Here is a 17625-nt window from a genome sequence, read left to right as displayed (position 1 = left end):
CTCAGTGCTCCGATTTAGCCGGGAAGGTCTGGAAGGCAATCTGACGCTCGATCGGGTAGACCTCGCGTCCTGTCAGTTCGCGCAGCAGCACCGAGTTGCGGTAGCAGGCCATGCCGAGATCCGGCGTAACAAAACCGTGGGTGTGCAGTTCGGCGTTCTGCACGAAGATCTGATTGTGATAATCGATACTGTAGTTGCGCTGCACGTCGTAGCGGCCTTTGTCATCCCAGCGCAGGCGGGCGTTGATGCCCTCTAAAAACATCGGTGGCTGGTAGTGATAGCCGGTCGCCATCACCAGTCCTTCGGTGCGACGGGTGAAGGTGCAATCCTGCTCCTCCTGATGCAGCGTCAGCTCGAACTCTCCCTGTGGCAGCCAGCGCATAGCGGTCAGCGCCGAGTGAGTAAACAGGTTAACGTTCAGATCGCCGTCGAGCTGTTTGACATACATCAGGTCATAAATGTCGTTAATCAGGCTGCTGTTGATGCCTTTGTAGAGATTCTTGTGGCGCGCATTCAGTTCGTCCCGGGTGCTGGCGGGCAGCGCGTGGAAATAGTCGACCCATTCCGGCGAGGTCATCTCCAGCGTGAGCTTGGTGTACTCCAGCGGATAGAAGCGCGGCGCGCGGGTGATCCAGTTGAGCTGATAGCCAAAGCGGTCGATATCGGTCAGCAGGTCGTAGTAGATTTCTGCCGCGCTCTGGCCGCTGCCCAGCACGGTGATGGAACGCTTCTGCTGCAGTTCGGCTTTGTTGACCAGATAGTGGCTTGAGTGCGTCAGGCGCTGGCGGTGCGGCTGGCTGCACTCCGGCATCCAGGCTTTAGGCCCGGTGCCGAGGATCAGATGTCGTGCCAGATAGTTCTGTTTCTGGCCATTCCGGGTGTCGGTCACCTGGAGTTGATAGACGCCAGCCGTCTCATCGTAGCTGACATACTCAACGTGGCTGTTCCAGCGCAGATTAGAGAGCCGTGAACTGGCCCACTGGCAGTACTGATTATACTCTTTGCGCATCAGGAAGAAGTCTTCGCGGATATAAAAAGAGTATAATTTCCCCTTTTCCTTCATGTAGTTAAGCAGGCTGTAAGGGCTGGTCGGATCGGCGAGCGTCACCAGATCGGCCATAAACGGCGTCTGCAGATGGGCATTTTCCAGCATCATGCCGGTGTGCCAGTCAAAGCCCGGGTTCTCATCCAGGAAAAGACCGTTCAGCCCCTCAACCGGCTCACTCAGACAGGCCAGGCTCAGGTTAAAAGGACCGATACCGATACCAATAAAATCGTAAACGGAATTATTCATTTCAGAGCTCTCACTGTTTCGCCGCGTTCAGCGCAGACGCACGTACCTGCTCGCGGCCATAGTGCGCGATCAGGCTCAGCACATCTTCGATGTCGGCGATGGTCGTGGTGGGATTTAACAGGGTGAATTTCAGGTACTGACGCCCATCGACTTTGGTTCCGGCAATCACTGCGTTGCCGGAGCGGAAGAGCGCTTTACGGATAGCGGCGTTGATTTCGTCGATCTGTGCGTCGCTGGCGTTTTTGCCGGGCACGTAGCGGAAAATCTGGGTGGTCAGCTCAGGCGCGTGCAGCACTTCGATAGCAGGATGCGCAGTTAACCGCTCATGAGCCGCCTGTGTCAGCTCTATCAGCGTATCGAAAGCGTCACCCAGCGCCGCCGGACCCATCACGCGCAGGGTCAGCCACATTTTTAGCGCATCAAATCGGCGGGTGGTCTGAATGCTTTTGTTGACCAGATTCGGTGTGCCTTCCTGCTGGGCGCTGAGCGGATTCAGGTAATCTGCATGGTGCGTGACATGCTTCAGGTTGTGGCTGTCCCGCACAAAGAATGCACCGCAGCTGACGGTCTGGAAGAAAGATTTGTGATAATCGACGGTGACGGAATCAGCCCGTTCAATGCCATTCAGGCGTGAGCGATGATTCTCTGAGACCAGCAGCCCACAGCCGTAGGCGGCGTCAACATGCATCCACAAACCATAATCGTCACAGAGACGGGCGATCTCCGGCAGCGGATCGATGCTGCCAAAGTCCGTGGTGCCGCTGGTGGCAACCACAGCAATCGGGATCAGTCCTTCACTGCGACATTTCTCGATCTCCTCAGCCAGGCACGCTGCGTCCATACGGTAGTGGGCGTCGTGATCAACGGCGATAACTGCGTCATAGCCCAGCCCTAAAATCGCCATCGATTTCTGGATGCTGAAGTGGCTGAGTTTCGAGGTAAATACCCGCCATTTCGACGCGGTCTCAGGCAGGCCGCGATGCTTAATCAGATGCCCCGGATGATGTGCTGCGCACCAGCTATCACGCGCCAGCAGCATTGCCATCAGGTTGGATTGGGTGCCGCCGCTGGTGAAGATCCCATCAGATCCGACAGGCAGACCGATGCGGCCAAGCGTCCAGTCGATCACCTTCTGCTCAATCAGCGTACCGCCTGCGCTCTGATCCCAGGTGTCGACCGAGCTATTCACCGCCGCCATAATCTGCTCAGCCATCAGAGAGGGCAGCACGACCGGGCAGTTCAGGTGCGCCAGGTATTTAGGGTGGTGAAACCAGACGGCGTCACGCAGATAGAGCTGGCTCAGCTCTGTCAGGGCGTCATCGTTATTACCCAGCGGACGATCGAGGTCGACCTCACTGAATTCCGTCGCCAGTTCATGGGGCAGGATACCGCTGAAAGGCTTCTCAACGCCGGTAACGGTACGGGTCATCAGCGCCAGCACCTCCTGAGTCTGCTGCGACCAGGCCGCCAGTTGCTGATCGTTAAAAATAGCCGTTTCGGCACCGCTGGCGTTGGATGCTGGCGCGAGATCCTGTGCCGCCTGAGTGGATGAGCGTAAAAGCATGTTCAGTTCCTGTGCGTTAATTCCAGTGACCTGCCGACGTAAGGTCAGCAGCGTTGGATGTCCGCTCAACAACTCCAGTAAACATAAAACTAACTAACCAGATAAAAACCCTGACCATTAAATGGATTAGAGTTTTCACCTCAAAAAGAGTAAATACCGCATATTATTTGTGGATTTGGCAGCGTTAAACGCTTTGTTATATGCGGATGAGAGTGTAAATGTTAATCATTATCATTCAATTGTTTTGTTGTTAAATTTTATTTATTAGTATGTCTAATGTTGAAAATGTGATGTTGATCACTTTTATCGATCGGAATAGTCCTTTTTTACGAGGGTTAGTGCCAGCAATTCATTAAGGACTCATCTGTGTGTGTTCCATGTTGGAAACATTAGCTTCGTGGGTTAGAATGTTTCCAACATGGAAAGTTTGAGAGAAAAATGCATATCATCTCAAGAGGGCCGTTCAGGGAAGCGGCAATAATTTATCCAAATCATGCTTCCGCACTGGATGCGGCTTATCTGGTCCTCAGGGACGAAAACTTTGCCACGCCAGATGCGCTGAAAATTCGCTTTCAGAGCCTTGACCGCATGAAGTACCGGGAAAAGTGGTGGGTAATCGATGTGGGCGGAAACAGCCTGAGGATCATGTTCTATGCTGACTTTGATCGAGGCAAAATTTTTATCAAGCACATCGTGACGCATGCGGAATATGACAAGCTGGTGAAGAAGTACCGGGAGAGTAAAGAATGATTACCGAAGCAATCCAGGCGACCAATGACCTGGTCAGAATTGTTCCCTTTCTGGGAGGCAGTACCGATAAAAGGGACTACGAGCAGGCGCTGGAACTGGTTGAATATCTGGTTGAGCACCAGCCGGACTGCCCGTTAGTAGAGATACTGTCTGATAAGGTCGCCCGATACGAAAACAGCGCCCCTGAGTTTGCTGCGTTTAACGCGCGTACTGATGCTATGCCGCGCGGAGTGGCACTTTTGCGGGTCATCATGGATCAGCACGGCCTGACTCAATCCTCTTTTGCGGATGAAATAGGGCAGCGCTCTTATGTCAGTCGTATCCTGCGTGGTGATCGCCCCCTGACGGATAAACATAAAGCCCGACTGGCAGCGCGTTTTAACCTGCCGTTTGAAGCGTTCGCTGAATAACTGAGCCTGAACTTATATGAGTGCGGTTGTTTTTCTGGAAATTGAATGATGAAGGTATTCCGCAAACAACCAGAAAGCGCTCATTGCCCTTTCTGGTTGCCATTAAGCGTTACTATTACCCTGCATTCGTTTCTACAGGCGCCTTCTTTTTAGCCGTAAAGTTATAAATCACTAACAAGCCAAAAATGCCGGTGATAATCATGGTGATGGTTCCCTTATCCATAAAGTGAGCCATATTACCCAGCAGGATGCCGGTGACGCCGAAGTCGGTATCCGAGAAGGTGGTGTTGGTCAGCCCTATCTGTCCGAGTACCGGCAGCAGGGCGACAGGCAGGAAGGTAATTAAAAGGCCATGAGCAAAGGCACCGCAAATCGCCCCACGCTTGCCGCCGGTCGCATTACCAAACACGCCAGCCGTAGCGCCACAGAAGAAGTGAGGAACCACACCCGGCAGAATTAATACCCAATGCAGCTGACCGAGAACAAACAGCCCCACCAGGCCCCCGACAAAGCTGGAGATAAAGCCAACCAGCACCGCATTCGGGGCGTAGGGGAAGACAATCGGGCAATCCAGCGCCGGTCTGGCTTCCGGAACCAGTTTTTCTGAAAAGCCGGTAAAGGCAGGGACAATTTCAGCCAGGATTAAGCGCACACCCTGCAGAATGATAAAGACGCCCGCCGCAAAGGTAATGGCCTGGATAAAGGAGTAAACCAGGTAGTTCTGACCATTGCTGAAATTAGCCTCTACATATTCTTTACCGGCAGACACCGACAGGATTAAGTAGATAATCATCATCGTCAGAGAGATCGAGATGGTACTGTCGCGCAAAAAACTGAGGTTTTTTGGCATGTTCATCTCTTCGGTAGATTTAGATCCTTTGCCTGCCAAAGAGCCGATCCAGCCTGATAAGACATAGCCAATTGTCCCGGTATGCGCCAGCGCGACATGGTCGCCACCAATGATCTTACGCATATAGGGCTGAGCGATTGCCGGGAAGGTGGCCATCAGAATGCCCAACAGCAGTGACCCGGTGTAAATAAGCTGAATACCTTCAAAACCAGCAACCGATAAAATAATCGCGATCATACAGGCCATATAGAACGTCACATGCCCTGACAGATAGATATATTTCAGTCGGGTGAAGCGGGCGACAACGATGTTGGCGACCATGCCGAAGGCCATGATCATCGTGGTAGGCGCACCATATTTTGCCAGAGCGATAGAGACCATCGCTTCGTTATTAGGAATGATGCCCTGAACATCAAACGCATGTTTGAAAATGTCACCCAGTGGCGTCAGTGAACCGACCAGAACAGTCGCGCCACCTGCCAGTACCAGGAAGCCCAGAATAGTTTTTACCGTGCCCTTGATAACATCAGGAAACGGCTTCTTCTGCGCAATCAGTCCGAAAAATGCCACCAGTCCGACTAATATAGAGGGCACTTTCAGCACATCGACGACGAACTGCAAAAGATTTTGAGTAAACATATTAACCTCGAGGGTAAGGTGTTTATCTAATTATCAGCGTCAGTTTTTCTCAAAATACTCGCGTATTTTCTGCTCCACTTCTTTCAGGTCAATGATGTTATTGATGATGATGACCTTCTGTTCAGGAAGGTTTGCGCTATAGGCAATGTCTTTGGCCATAACAAAAACATCCGCCACATCGGGGGTGACAGAGCCGAGATCCGAATGTTCCACTTCAGCTTCAACACCGATTGTTTTAAGCACTTTCTTGATGTTCATTTCCATCATGAAGCTGCTGCCTAAACCTGAACCACATACCGCCATAATTTTCATATCAAACCTCATTAATTAATGATTAAAATTCGGGTTTCAACGGGCAGACTAAACGCCTGATAAAATCGTCATGAGCGCTTCTTTGCTGCTCGCATTGAATATCTGCGCCATGATCTCTTCATCGGACAGCACTTCCGCCAGCTGGGAGATCATTTCGATATGGCTATTACTGTCCGGTGCAGCAAACATGAAAATGGCCTTCACCGGGTCGTTCTCTTCGGAGTCAAACTTCACTGCTGTACCCAGCAGCACAATCGACAACCCCAGTTTGTGTGCGCCTTGTTCCGGGCGAGCGTGGGGCATGGCAATCTGCGGCGCGATGACAAAAAAGGGACCGATCTCCTCTTTTTGCTGAATAATCGCATCAATATAATCTTGCGATATTGCGCCCTCACTAAGCAGAGGACGTCCTGCAATAACTAACGCTTCCTGCCAGTCAGTCACGCTTTCAACATACTGGATTTTCTCGTTATCTAACCACTTAGCCAGGTGTGACATCGTCTTACTCCTCCTGTTTAAATGCGCAATAAAATTTAACTAAACGCATAAACCGTGTGGCGTTCGTTCGCTCCCGGTTGCGCATAACCCATCTCATATAAAACTTTCTCAACCGGAACAGGGTCTGTTGTGCATTCCGATTTTTCATAAATTCCTGAGTATGTACAGTCAGTTTCCCTGAAAACCCCCGTTATCACTTTTTTAGATAAACGTTCTGTCAGCAGATCGACACAAAAATCGAATGTAGTAAAACGACGTAATATCCTTAAAATTCATTATTTTCATGTGGTTATTAAAAAAATATTTTCTCATTGTTCAGATGGGGTTATATTTCACAACGTTCATCACATCTGTACATGTTAAAGGTGTCTAGTCATCCTGATGATGTCCTTCGAGGTGTACGGACACAACATGTAAAGTTAAAATATTGCTTATCAGGCTTAACATCAGTGCCAATTTGATAAGTTGATCACATATTCAGCTAGCGGAAGTGGTACTCATCCGGCAATGTCAGGCAGAACTGTACTGACACGGATTAGAGGGAGTCTGTCCTTCACTCAAACGGGAAGAAAGCCAATGGTTGATGGCATTACTGAAAAACAAAAAGAGGTTGTTAATTACATCCTCAATAAAATTAAGGATGATGGCCTTCGACCCGGAGAGAAACTGGATACCGAAATATCAATTGCCAAAAGCATCGGCATTACTCGCGCAACGGTGCGTGAAGCCACACGCATTCTGGTGGAGCAGCAGAGAATTTACCGGGTTAAAGGGTCGGGTATTTTTGTCGGTTCCACGGAGATGAGTAGCCAGGCGAACCGATATCATGTGCTTTCACCTTTTGATTACCAGGCTCAAAGAAATGGCCATAAAGGTGTAAGAAAAATCATATCGGTCAGCATAATCAAGGTTCCTTCTGCTGATATCGCTCAGGTGCTGCGTATTAAAAACAGCGATCAGATCTATAAAATTTTACGCCTGATGTGTTTCGATGACATCCCGGTAGCTCTGGAACATATTCACCTGCCGGTTAATATGTTTAGCAGCATGGAGTTCAGCAAGCTGGAACTGTCAAAATATGCCTACATTGAAGAAGTTACCGGTAAGAAAGTGCAGCTAAGGGACCAGCATTTAACGGCCGTCAATCTTACGGATACACAGTCGCTTACTCTGCTTAATTTAGCAGAAGGGGATGCTGTCATTCAGCTTAATGAAACCGTTTATCTCGACGACGGCGTTCCCTGTGAAGTGAATGTGGCGCTTATCAACACCCGATTTTTCCCGTTGAAACAAAATTCGCAACGGCCTTAGAAAAATACGCTTTGGACACCTGTTTTTACGGATATCAACGCTATTACTTTGCGCAGACATCGACAGGCAAGCGATCCTGAATCAGCTGACTCCGGGATGGAGTTTGCGCTTTGGCATGTAAGCAAGTGTGCCAGGCAGCATGCTTTAATCAGCCGCTCTCGGTACCATCAGACAAAATGATCTTTCATCTAAAATAAAGTTGTTCAATATCATTATGATTTTAATGTACATGAGTAATTACTTGATGGCTTAACTTGTTTTTTCGCTAAAAACCCAAAGAAATGCCATCACTTGATTAATATCAAAAACCCTTCCAATACTCTCTTGCTAAAAAGATATAACAGATGATTATTACACTGCCTGATAATAAAAGGGAGTTTGTAATGGCTATTCCAGTTTACCTATGGCTTATGGATGATAATGGTAAGACCATAAAAGGAAGCGTTGATGTAAGAGGCAGAGAGGGAAGTATAGAAGTTAGCGAACTAATGCACTCTATTGAACTACCCACAGATACTTTAACCGGAAAAATCACTGCAAAATGCTTACATAGTTCATTCTCATTTATGAAAGAAATTGATAGTTCTTCTCCCTGGCTTTACAAAGCCCTGTCTACGGGGCAGACATTAAAGTCAGCAGTATTTAAATTCTATAGAATAAATAGTAACGGACAGGAGGAGGAGTATTTTAGAACCAGCCTTGAGAACATTAAGGTTACAGAAGTAGATTCCCTGATGATGGATGTTAAAAAACACCAGTGGGCCAGGCACAATCATGCTGAGTTTATTGATTTTTCCTATAAAAAAATTACATGGCATTATCTGGACGGTAATGTCATTTATTCTGATTCATGGAACGAGAGGAATGGATAATGGCATGGGAATATGATGTCACAACACACACCTTCAGCCGCAATGGTGAAACATACACCGCAGATTATGCCGGGGCGACAGGTTATAAGAATGATTTTTCTCAGGAATGCGTAAGCAGCAAAGGCCCACTACCCAGGGGCAGTTATACCATTGGTTCTCCGCATAATTCAGTTCATACCGGAAAATATACTCTCGACCTCACACCCGCTCTGAGCAATGCCATGTGTGGCCGCTCTGCGTTTCGCATTCATGGAGCAAGCAAGAAGCATCCACTGGATTCATCTGAAGGTTGTATAATCGCTTCACTCAGTGTACGAAAAAGCATATGGGCAAGTGGTGACAGGGAGTTAAATGTTAAATGAAATCACTTCTTATCATTACAATATTTTCTCCTGCTGTGATGGCTACTCAGATGACTGGCTTCGGCGCCAGTTATTATGATGACAAATCATCCGTCACTTATCACGACACACGCAAAGACTTAGTTCCCGAAGTAATCATTGGTGACAGGCTTTTTGCAATGGAGTTTAGCCGCCTTGAAGACATTGCAAAACAGACCGGAGCGGTGGTTAACCAGGATAATCAGGCATCGTGGCTCTGCCTGACATCCAGAAATGTAAACTTCTGGTTTATTTCGGATAATGAGATGGGGCAGGGAGACTTAACGACGATATCCATTGCGAGTGAGGGAACGAAAAAAGAGTGTTCTGAATATAACGGGTATTTGAATGTCTCTGTTACAGGCATCCCTTTACTCAACGCATCTTCAGACACTCTGTTCTCGACGTTTTCCAGTAAGCCAGAAGGGAAAATTAACCAATATTGCAATGATTCACGTCGATACGGAGAATTTACTCAGTTGAATTGCCTTCAATATTATCGTGAAAACAGCACAATCAAGGGCGTAATGATCAGCCAGGTTACGGCCAGTTAACAATATTCCGGAGGCTACATGCTGTGTAGCCTCTGACTTGTACGAATGCTTACAAGACTTATTTGCCTGCCTCATTTTTCTGCCCCGTTAAGAGTCGACTCAGTAATGCTCAATCCCTGATGAATGAAATTCCAGCAGTCGCGGCTAACAACAACTGTCATCTCTCCATACGTAAGACGATTTTCTGCAATCCTTTGCCAGTTCACCGATTTTACTCACCTGAATATCAGGCAACGAATAGCGTTATACGCAAAATATCTGCCTGATTCCCTGTTTCATAGCCCGTTTGCCGCCTTTCACTTCTCACTGTTCTCCATTATGACGAAATCAATAATGCATAAAACAATATGATGTTTTACCAATGATCGACTGCACAGCACACTGGTCTGCAACCGGAATAAACAAGGACCAGGTGAATGGCATATCGATTAAGTCTGTTAGATAAAGCGCCCGTGCTGCAGGGTGAATCACCCACCGCGGCGCTGCAGCGCACGCTGCAGATGGCGCAGCGGGCAGAGGAGTGGGGTTATCACCGCTTCTGGCTGGCGGAACATCACAACACCGCGCAGCTGGCCAGTCCTTCACCTGAGGTATTGATTGCCTGGATCATTGCCCAGACCCGACATATTCGCGTCGGATCGGGCGGGGTGATGTTGCAGCACTACAGCCCTTATAAAGTGGCAGAGAACTTTAATCTGCTCGCTTCGCTGGCGCCGGGCCGCATTGACCTCGGCGTGGGCAAAGCGCCGGGCGGGCTTCCACTCTCCACCCATGCGCTGCAACAGGGCATTGATGCCGCTAAAAAAGGGAGCTTTGCCGAACAGCTTCAACTGCTGGATAGCTGGCTCAAGCCCGGTCAGGCTGATCCTGACGATGAGGATTTAGCCGCCACGCCACTGCCGTCACGCCCGGCGAACCGTTTTCTGCTGGGTGCCAGTGAAGAGAGCGCCCGGCTGGCCGCCAGTCTGGGCTGGCAGTTTGTCTTTGCCGCTCACCTCAATGGTGACCGCAAGTTGCTGGAGCATGCGCTGAGTACCTACTCCCGCCTGAGCCAGGGTCAGCGCGCACTGGTGGCAGTACAGGTGGTGGTAGCCGACTCACCCGCCGGAGCTGACCTGCTTGTAGCCAACCTTCGTCACTACCATGTAGCGGTGAAAGATGGCCCGAGCGTCAACGTCGCCAGCCTTGAGCAGGCGGAGCGCTATGTGCGTCAGGGCGGATACCGCGATTATCAGATTGAGCCGCGCACGCCGTCACTTCTGAAAGGCACCGCGGCGCAGGTTCATGCCCAGCTGGACGCGCTGCATCATAATTTTGACATTGATGAGTTTGTTATCGACACGCCGATTACTGAGCCGGTTGCACGTCTGCAGTCACTTGAACTGCTGGCCACGCATCATCTGGTCGCAGCCTGAATCCCCGTCAGTGGAGAGTCATCATGAACCCTGAGTCACAACTGATTGAATGGCGACGCGAACTGCACACCTGGCCGGAGCTGTCGGGTCAGGAGTTCGCCACCACCGCGCGACTGCGGGGCTGGCTGCAGGCGGCGGGTATCCGGCTGCTGGACTATCCACTGGAAACTGGCCTGGTGGCAGAAATTGGCAGCGGAGAGACGGTGATCGCGCTGCGCGCCGACATCGATGCCCTGCCGATCCATGAGGCGAGCGGGGTGCGTTTTCACTCCCGCCACCCTGGCGTGATGCACGCCTGCGGCCACGACCTGCACAGTGCGGTCATGCTGGGCGCAGCGTTAACGCTCAACGCACAGCCCGATCTATTACCTGGCCGGGTGCGCATCCTGTTCCAGCCCGCTGAAGAGATAGCGCGCGGTGCGCGTCAGTTTATTGAGGCGGGGATACTGGATGAGGTGCAGGCTATCTTCGGGATGCACAACGAGCCTTCGCTGCCCGTCGGCACCTTTGCCACCCGCAGCGGGGCGTTCTACGCCAACGCTGACAAATTTATTATCCGCGTCACCGGCAAAGGCGCACATGCCGCGTATCCGGAGCAGGGTGTCGACAGCATTGTGACGGCCAGCCAGATTATCCAGGCGTTACAGGGGCTCACCAGCCGCAGTTTCAACGCCCTGGACAGTCTGGTACTGAGCATTACCCGCATCGACGGTGGCAAAAGCTGGAATGTATTACCCGGCGGCGTTGAGTTTGGCGGCACGGCCCGAACCCACGATTTACAGGTGCGCGCCGAACTGGAACAGCGGGTGCGCACGCTGGTTGAGCACTTCGCCGCAGCCAATGGCGCACAGGCAACCCTGAGCTGGCATCCTGGTCCGCCAGTGCTGATCAACGATGCGCACTGGGCGACCTTCAGCAGCGAAGTGGCGCAGCAGGGGGGCTATCGGGTGCAGACCGCCGATCTCCATCTGCTGGGTGAGGATTTTGCCTTCTATCTGCAACAGGTGCCGGGGGCGTTTGTCAGCATCGGCAGCGCCAGTGACTTTGGTCTGCACCATGCCAGCTTTACCCCGGATGAGGCGCTTATTGCGCCCGCCGCCGACTACTTCGCCCAACTGGCTCGCCAGGCGCTGCAACATCTTAATGCGCGATGTCGGGAAGCCATTCTGAACCGAATTCATCTGCAACCCTCTAAATCACGACGGTTCTGACCACCGTCGTCGGGCATCGCTACGACTAAAAAAGAGAGAGCATCATGACCACAAGACAACTTCGGCTGGGTACCATTCTGCATGGCGCATCGGGAAACATGTCCGCATGGCGCCATCCGGCGGCGCAGGCCGATGCCAGTATTAATCTGGATTACGCCAAAAAAATCGCCCGCAAGGCGGAGCAGGGCAAACTCGATTTTCTGTTTGTCGCCGACGGGTTGTTTATTAACGAAAAGTCGATCCCGCACTTTCTGAATCGCTTTGAGCCACTGACGCTGCTCTCGGCGCTGGCGGGGGTCACTGAACATCTGGGGCTGGTTGGCACGGTATCGACCTCTTACAGCGAGCCGTTCACCGTGGCGCGTCAGTTTGCCAGCCTTGATCATCTCAGCGGCGGGCGTGCAGGCTGGAACGTGGTGACGTCACCGCTGGAAGGCTCGGCCAAAAATTTCTCACGCCAGCAGCACCCGGAGCACGCATTGCGTTACCGCATTGCCGATGAGTATCTGCAGGTGGTGAAAGGATTGTGGGATTCGTGGGAGCAGGATGCTTTTGTCCGTGATAAGGCGAGCGGACAATTTTTCGATCCGGCGAAGCTGCACACGCTCGATCATCACGGTGATTTCTTCCAGGTGCAGGGGCCGCTGAACATCGCCCGCACGCCGCAGGGTCGTCCGATTATCTTCCAGGCGGGCGCGTCCGACGACGGTAAAAAACTGGCGGCGCGTCATGCTGACGCCATCTTCACCCATCAGCCGACGCGTGAAGAGGCGCAGGCATTTTACCAGGATGTGAAACAGCAGCTGGTGGCGAATGGCCGTCAGCCAGAAGATTTGCACATCTTCCAGGGTGTCAGCGTGATTGTTGGCGATGATGCAGAGGACGTGGAGCGCCAGTATCAGACCACGGCGGCGCTGGTGTCGATTACCGATGCGCTTAACTACCTGGGGCGTTTCTTCGACCATCACGACTTCTCTCAGTATCCGCTGGATCAGCCGTTCCCGGATATCGGTGACATCGGTCAGAACAGCTTCCGCAGCACCACCGACGAGATCAAACGCAAAGCACAGCAGCATGGGCATACCCTGCGCCAGGCCGCACTGGAAGCGGCAACGCCACGCCCGCTGTTTCACGGCACGCCGGAAGAGGTGGCGGATGGCCTGCAGCTCTGGTTTGAAACCCACGCCACTGACGGCTTCATCATTAACGGCGGCACGCCCGATACCTTTGAACGTTTTGTCGACCGCGTAGTGCCGATTCTGCAGGCTCGCGGCCTGACGCGCCGCGACTATCCCGGCAGCACGCTACGTGACAGCTTCGCCCTGAAACAACCCGTTAATCAGTTCACCTCACAATAAGAGCACAAGCCATGAACAAAACATCGCGTCTTATCGCCCTGCTTATTCTGGCGGCCAGTAGCCATGCGCTGGCTGAAGATACCAGCGTCTCCTATAACGGCCAGCGCGTCAGCCTTGAAGCTAACAAAGCGCCGATCAATACCGTGAAGAATCCGGAGGCGATCGCGCAACTGCCTGCGGGTCACCATTTTGTGGTGCCGGGTTCCTTTACCGTGGCGGTCGCCGCGCTGAACTCCCCGCCGTTAACGGTGTTTTCCGATGACAACAAAACGCTGCTTGGCAGTGAAGTGGATATTGCCCGGCTGGTGGCTGACAGCCTGGGATTAAAACTCAACGTGGTGCCAGCGTCCTGGGAAGACTGGCCGCTGGGCGTGGCCTCGGGCAAGTATGACGCGGCGATCTCCAATATTACCGTGACCAAAGATCGTAAAGAGAAGTTTGACTTCGCTACCTATCGCAAAGATTCACTGGGCTTTTATGTCAAAACCAGCAGCCCGATAAAGTCACTGACCAAAGCAGAAGACATTGCCGGGCTGAGGATCATTGTGGGATCCGGCACCAATCAGGAGGCGATTCTGCTGGCGTGGGATAAAGAGAATCAGGCTAAAGGCCTGAAAGCCTTCACGCCGGTTTATACCAAAGATGATGCCGCACAGACGCTGGCGCTGCAGGCAGGCAGGGCTGATGCCTACTTTGGTCCCAATGTGATTGGTGCCTGGAAAGCGGCACTGACCGGTAAAACCCGTCTGGTCGGCAGCGTCGATGGCGGCTGGCCCAAAGCGGCGCACATTGCCGTTACCGTGAAGAAAGGCAGCGGTCTGGCGGAACCGATCAGCACCGCGCTGAACGGCGTGATCGGCAACGGTGACTATCAGAAGGTGCTGAACCGCTGGGGTGAAGGCGTTGAGAAGATCGATCGTTCTGAAATCAATCCCGCCGGGCTGGGCGACTAAGGAGCTGACCATGAGTGAATCGACTTTTCGCGAAGTTTCACCCGACGCGCCGGAGTTGCAACCGATCCTGGGCGGCCTGTTTGGCGAATATTCCGCACGCTATGGCGACTATTTTTCCCGTCGTAATGAGCAGGAGCAGGAGCTGACCGAATGGTATCTGCCGCCGCAGGGGCTGTTTATCGTGCTGGAGCGTGACGGAGAGATCATCGCGATGGGCGCTTACAAACCCTATGACCCGCAGACCGCCGAGCTGAAGCGCATCTGGACCCGCAGCGATCTGCGTCGTCAGGGACTGGCGCTGGTGGTGTTACAGGAGCTGGAGCGTCGCGCCTTACAGGCGGGTTATCAGCGGCTGTTCCTTACCACCGGCTTCCGTCAGCCGGAGGCGGTGCGGCTCTATACCGGTCACGGCTATCAGCCACAGTTTGATCTCAGCGGGGATCTGGAGCGTTACGGCCAGCCGCCGCACGACGGGCGACTGCGTTTTATCAAAGTGATCGGCGTCTATAACGTTGCTGCGGCAAGTTAAGGAGTGACCATGAGCAAACATCAACATCTGCAGGTGGTGCCGGCACGCTACCCGGCACGCACCGCAGGCGCTATCGTTGCGCTGTTTATTCTGGCAGGCGTGGTGCAGTCAGTGGCCTTTAATCCGCGCTGGGAATGGAGCGTGTTTGCCCGCTGGTTCTTTGATCCGGTGATCCTGCACGGTCTGGGTCAGACGCTGCTACTGACGCTGCTGGGTACGATATTCAGTCTGTTTCTGGGCGGTCTGCTGGCGCTGGCACGTCTCTCCTCATCGTGGCTGCTGAGCACGCTGGCATGGGGTTATATCTGGCTGTTCAGGTCACTGCCGCTGATTGTGGTGCTGATCATTCTTTATAACTTCTCCTATCTCTACGACACCCTGTCTGTCGGCATTCCGTTTACCGGACTCTCCTGGGGGGCGTATCAGACGATTAACGTGCTGGGGCAGTTTCAGGCAGCCGTTATCGGTCTGACGCTGGTGCAGGCGGCCTACAGCGCAGAAATTATTCGCGGCGGGATACTCGGCGTCGATCACGGTCAGGTGGAAGCCGCGTCCGCGCTGGGTCTCTCCGCCACACGCCGCACCTTCCGCATCATTCTGCCGCAGGCGCTGCGCGCCATTATTCCCACCGCGTTCAACGAGATCATCAGTCTGGCGAAAGGCACATCCGTGGTTTATGTGCTGGCGATGCCGGAGCTGTTCTACACCATCCAGATGATCTACAACCGCAATCAGGAAGTAATCCCACTGCTGATGGTTGGTGCCGCCTGGTATCTGATTATCACCACCGTGTTGTCCGTGATTCAGTACAACGCCGAACGCTGGATGGCCCGCAGCGTCACCCGTGAACCGCAACCGTCGCGCTGGCGACAATGGCGCAACCGCGCCACGCCACTTCATCCGACCGAGGAGATCAGCCATGTCCGAAGCCATTGATTACCGCACCTCACACACTACCGGTGCCATCAGCATCACCGGCGTCAGTAAACGATTTGGTAAACATAAAGCGCTGGATGATGTATCGCTGTCACTGGCACCGGGGTCCGTCACGGTGATCCTCGGGCCGTCCGGCTCCGGTAAATCCACGCTGCTGCGTACCATCAATCATCTGGAGCGGGTCGACGAAGGATTTATTCAGATTGATGGCGACTACATCGGCTATCAGCAGCGCGGCAATAAGCTGTATGAACTGAAAGAGAAGGCGATTCTGCGCCAGCGCATCAACGTCGGCTACGTGTTCCAGAACTTCAATCTGTTCCCACACCTCAGCGTGCTGGATAACCTGATTGAAGCGCCGATTGCCCATCGTCAGTTAACGAAACCGGAAGCGATACAGCGTGCGGGCGAACTGCTGGATATTGTAGGGCTGCGGCATAAAGCCGATGCGTGGCCGCGTCACCTGTCGGGCGGGCAGCAGCAGCGCATCGCGATTGCGCGTGCGCTGATGCTCAATCCACGGGTCATGCTGTTTGATGAGCCGACCTCGGCGCTGGACCCGGAACTGGTGGGCGAAGTGCTGGATGTGATTAAAAAGCTGGCGCGTTCCGGCACCACGCTGGTGATTGTGACACACGAGATCGGCTTTGCCCGTGAAGTGGCGGACAGCGTGGTCTTTATGGTGGATGGCCGGATTGTAGAGCAGGGCAGCACCACCCAGGTGCTCAATAATCCGCGTCATGAGCGCACACGACGGTTTCTGGCGCGCGTGTTATGAGGGCATTAACGTTAATGGTTCTGACGCTGCTTCCGGCGCTGGCCTGTTCTGCGGCTGAGAAGCTCGATGTCCTGCACAACGAGACGCCGATTCATGCACCGGCCAATCCGCAGGCTATCGGTAAAATTCCGGCCAATTACCGCTTTATCGAACCGGGCACCCTGACGGTCGCCACCTCGGCGACCAACTCGCCGCCGCTGTCGCTGCTGGCGTCTGACAACGTCACGCGGATCGGCAGCGATCCCGATATCGCCAGACTCCTTGCTGATAGCCTGGGCCTGAAACTCAGGCTGGTTCCGGCTTCCTGGGAGGACTGGCCACTGGGCATCAGCGCCGGGCGCTATGATGTTGCGATGTTCAATATTGCCGTGACCGAAGAGCGTAAGAAGAAGTTCGATTTTGCGACGTATCGCGCCGACAACCATGCTTTTGCGGTGAAAAGCGACAGTAATATCAGCAAAATTAATAGTCCGGCGGATATTGCCGGTAAGCGGATTATCGTCGCCTCGGGCACCAATCAGGAGCGTATTTTACTGAACTGGGATGAGCAGAACCGGGCTAAAGGTCTGCCTGCGGTAACGCCGGTTTACCTTACCGATGATGCCTCCGCGACGCTGACGCTGCTGTCGGGACGGGCAGATGCGATGTTTGGCCCTCACTCGATGGCGGCCTGGAAAGTGGCGTCACGCGGACAGACAAAGCTGGTTGGCAGCGGACCGTTTCGCGCCTGGGTCGCCGTGACCACCAAAAAGGGCAATGGCCTGGCACCCGCGCTGCAGGCTGCGCTGGATGGCACCATCGCAGGCGGACAGTACCAGCAGGTGCTGGCACGCTGGGGCGAACAGGATGAAGCCATCACTCAGTCCACGGTGAATCCACCCGGTATTGTTTACTGAGTCTGCAGAACCGGCCGCAGCAGGCGGGCCGGTTCTGCGCACTTCAACCTGATGAGCACAGAATTGAACTACACTCTCCAGCGTTAGTGATTTATCCTGCCCGCCTGTTTCCGTA

19 protein-coding genes are annotated in these 17625 nt (G+C 53.0%); 14 read left to right on the top strand and 5 right to left on the bottom strand.

The window, feature by feature from the left end:
* Position 1: 1 nt before the first annotated feature.
* Together EPG66_RS11420 and EPG66_RS11415 are read right to left on the bottom strand one after the other, a co-directional pair.
* Positions 2 to 1294: a lysine N(6)-hydroxylase/L-ornithine N(5)-oxygenase family protein gene (locus EPG66_RS11420; protein WP_039389956.1), complete on the bottom strand. Its 1293-nt coding sequence runs from the start codon at positions 1292 to 1294 to the stop codon at positions 2 to 4.
* A gap of 10 nt (positions 1295 to 1304) precedes the next feature.
* Positions 1305 to 2858 (bottom strand): pyridoxal phosphate-dependent decarboxylase family protein, encoded by a 1554-nt coding sequence (locus EPG66_RS11415; RefSeq protein WP_182686860.1) that lies wholly within the window; start codon positions 2856 to 2858, stop codon positions 1305 to 1307.
* A gap of 438 nt (positions 2859 to 3296) precedes the next feature.
* Here EPG66_RS11415 and EPG66_RS11410 point away from each other — a divergent pair, with 438 nt between their 5' ends.
* On the top strand, positions 3297 to 3608 hold the full coding sequence (locus EPG66_RS11410) for a type II toxin-antitoxin system HigB family toxin (protein WP_010247063.1): 312 nt from the start codon (positions 3297 to 3299) through the stop codon (positions 3606 to 3608).
* Complete coding sequence (locus EPG66_RS11405) at positions 3605 to 4018, top strand: helix-turn-helix domain-containing protein (RefSeq protein ID WP_182686858.1); 414 nt, start codon at positions 3605 to 3607, stop codon at positions 4016 to 4018. Before EPG66_RS11410 ends, EPG66_RS11405 begins: the two co-directional genes overlap by 4 nt.
* Before the next feature lie 115 nt (positions 4019 to 4133).
* On the opposite strand, the gene ulaA is transcribed toward EPG66_RS11405, so the two are convergent.
* The 3 genes from ulaA to EPG66_RS11390 are packed head-to-tail and all read right to left on the bottom strand — an operon-like array spanning position 4134 to position 6317.
* Entirely contained in the window at positions 4134 to 5507 is a 1374-nt protein-coding gene (gene ulaA / locus EPG66_RS11400; RefSeq protein WP_031590723.1) for a PTS ascorbate transporter subunit IIC, read from the bottom strand.
* A 39-nt stretch (positions 5508 to 5546) separates the two neighbouring features.
* Positions 5547 to 5819, bottom strand: coding sequence for a PTS sugar transporter subunit IIB (locus tag EPG66_RS11395; protein ID WP_003855084.1), 273 nt, complete (start codon positions 5817 to 5819; stop codon positions 5547 to 5549).
* 48 nt (positions 5820 to 5867) lie between these two features.
* Positions 5868 to 6317, bottom strand: a complete 450-nt coding sequence (locus EPG66_RS11390) for a PTS sugar transporter subunit IIA (protein WP_069026758.1) — start codon at positions 6315 to 6317, stop codon at positions 5868 to 5870.
* A gap of 576 nt (positions 6318 to 6893) precedes the next feature.
* Between EPG66_RS11390 and EPG66_RS11385 the strand changes: the two genes are divergently transcribed.
* From EPG66_RS11385 to EPG66_RS11330, 12 genes are all read left to right on the top strand, one after another.
* A complete protein-coding gene (locus EPG66_RS11385) occupies positions 6894 to 7628 on the top strand; it encodes a GntR family transcriptional regulator (protein ID WP_069026757.1) in 735 nt (244 codons plus the stop codon).
* A 383-nt stretch (positions 7629 to 8011) separates the two neighbouring features.
* Complete coding sequence (gene tssD / locus EPG66_RS11380; protein ID WP_069026936.1) at positions 8012 to 8500, top strand: type VI secretion system tube protein TssD; 489 nt, start codon at positions 8012 to 8014, stop codon at positions 8498 to 8500.
* Positions 8500 to 8862: a tlde1 domain-containing protein gene (locus EPG66_RS11375; RefSeq protein WP_071941147.1), complete on the top strand. Its 363-nt coding sequence runs from the start codon at positions 8500 to 8502 to the stop codon at positions 8860 to 8862. Before tssD ends, EPG66_RS11375 begins: the two co-directional genes overlap by 1 nt.
* A complete protein-coding gene (locus tag EPG66_RS11370) occupies positions 8859 to 9434 on the top strand; it encodes a hypothetical protein (RefSeq protein WP_069026756.1) in 576 nt (191 codons plus the stop codon). Before EPG66_RS11375 ends, EPG66_RS11370 begins: the two co-directional genes overlap by 4 nt.
* Positions 9435 to 9850: 416 nt before the next feature.
* Positions 9851 to 10849: an MsnO8 family LLM class oxidoreductase gene (locus EPG66_RS11365; protein WP_069026755.1), complete on the top strand. Its 999-nt coding sequence runs from the start codon at positions 9851 to 9853 to the stop codon at positions 10847 to 10849.
* 23 nt (positions 10850 to 10872) lie between these two features.
* Complete coding sequence (locus EPG66_RS11360) at positions 10873 to 12060, top strand: amidohydrolase (RefSeq protein ID WP_182686857.1); 1188 nt, start codon at positions 10873 to 10875, stop codon at positions 12058 to 12060.
* Between the two features lie 44 nt (positions 12061 to 12104).
* On the top strand, positions 12105 to 13418 hold the full coding sequence (locus EPG66_RS11355; RefSeq protein ID WP_083069689.1) for an LLM class flavin-dependent oxidoreductase: 1314 nt from the start codon (positions 12105 to 12107) through the stop codon (positions 13416 to 13418).
* 11 nt (positions 13419 to 13429) lie between these two features.
* Entirely contained in the window at positions 13430 to 14371 is a 942-nt protein-coding gene (locus tag EPG66_RS11350) for an ABC transporter substrate-binding protein (RefSeq protein WP_031590717.1), read from the top strand.
* Positions 14372 to 14381: 10 nt separating this feature from the next.
* A complete protein-coding gene (locus EPG66_RS11345) occupies positions 14382 to 14900 on the top strand; it encodes a GNAT family N-acetyltransferase (protein WP_031590716.1) in 519 nt (172 codons plus the stop codon).
* A gap of 9 nt (positions 14901 to 14909) precedes the next feature.
* The gene (locus tag EPG66_RS11340) at positions 14910 to 15836 is read left to right on the top strand and encodes an amino acid ABC transporter permease (protein ID WP_031590715.1); all 927 of its coding nucleotides are present in this window, start codon (positions 14910 to 14912) and stop codon (positions 15834 to 15836) included.
* Positions 15820 to 16614, top strand: coding sequence for an amino acid ABC transporter ATP-binding protein (locus EPG66_RS11335; RefSeq protein WP_033763548.1), 795 nt, complete (start codon positions 15820 to 15822; stop codon positions 16612 to 16614). Before EPG66_RS11340 ends, EPG66_RS11335 begins: the two co-directional genes overlap by 17 nt.
* On the top strand, positions 16611 to 17510 hold the full coding sequence (locus EPG66_RS11330) for an ABC transporter substrate-binding protein (RefSeq protein ID WP_182686855.1): 900 nt from the start codon (positions 16611 to 16613) through the stop codon (positions 17508 to 17510). The genes EPG66_RS11335 and EPG66_RS11330 overlap by 4 nt, the downstream gene beginning before the upstream one ends.
* Positions 17511 to 17625: the final 115 nt, after the last annotated feature.

This window comes from Pantoea pleuroti (assembly GCF_014156615.1).
In the GTDB taxonomy this organism is placed as follows: domain Bacteria; phylum Pseudomonadota; class Gammaproteobacteria; order Enterobacterales; family Enterobacteriaceae; genus Pantoea; species Pantoea agglomerans.
The sequence above is the reverse complement of the archived record's forward strand: the minus strand, read 5'-3'. Positions and strand labels throughout refer to the sequence as shown.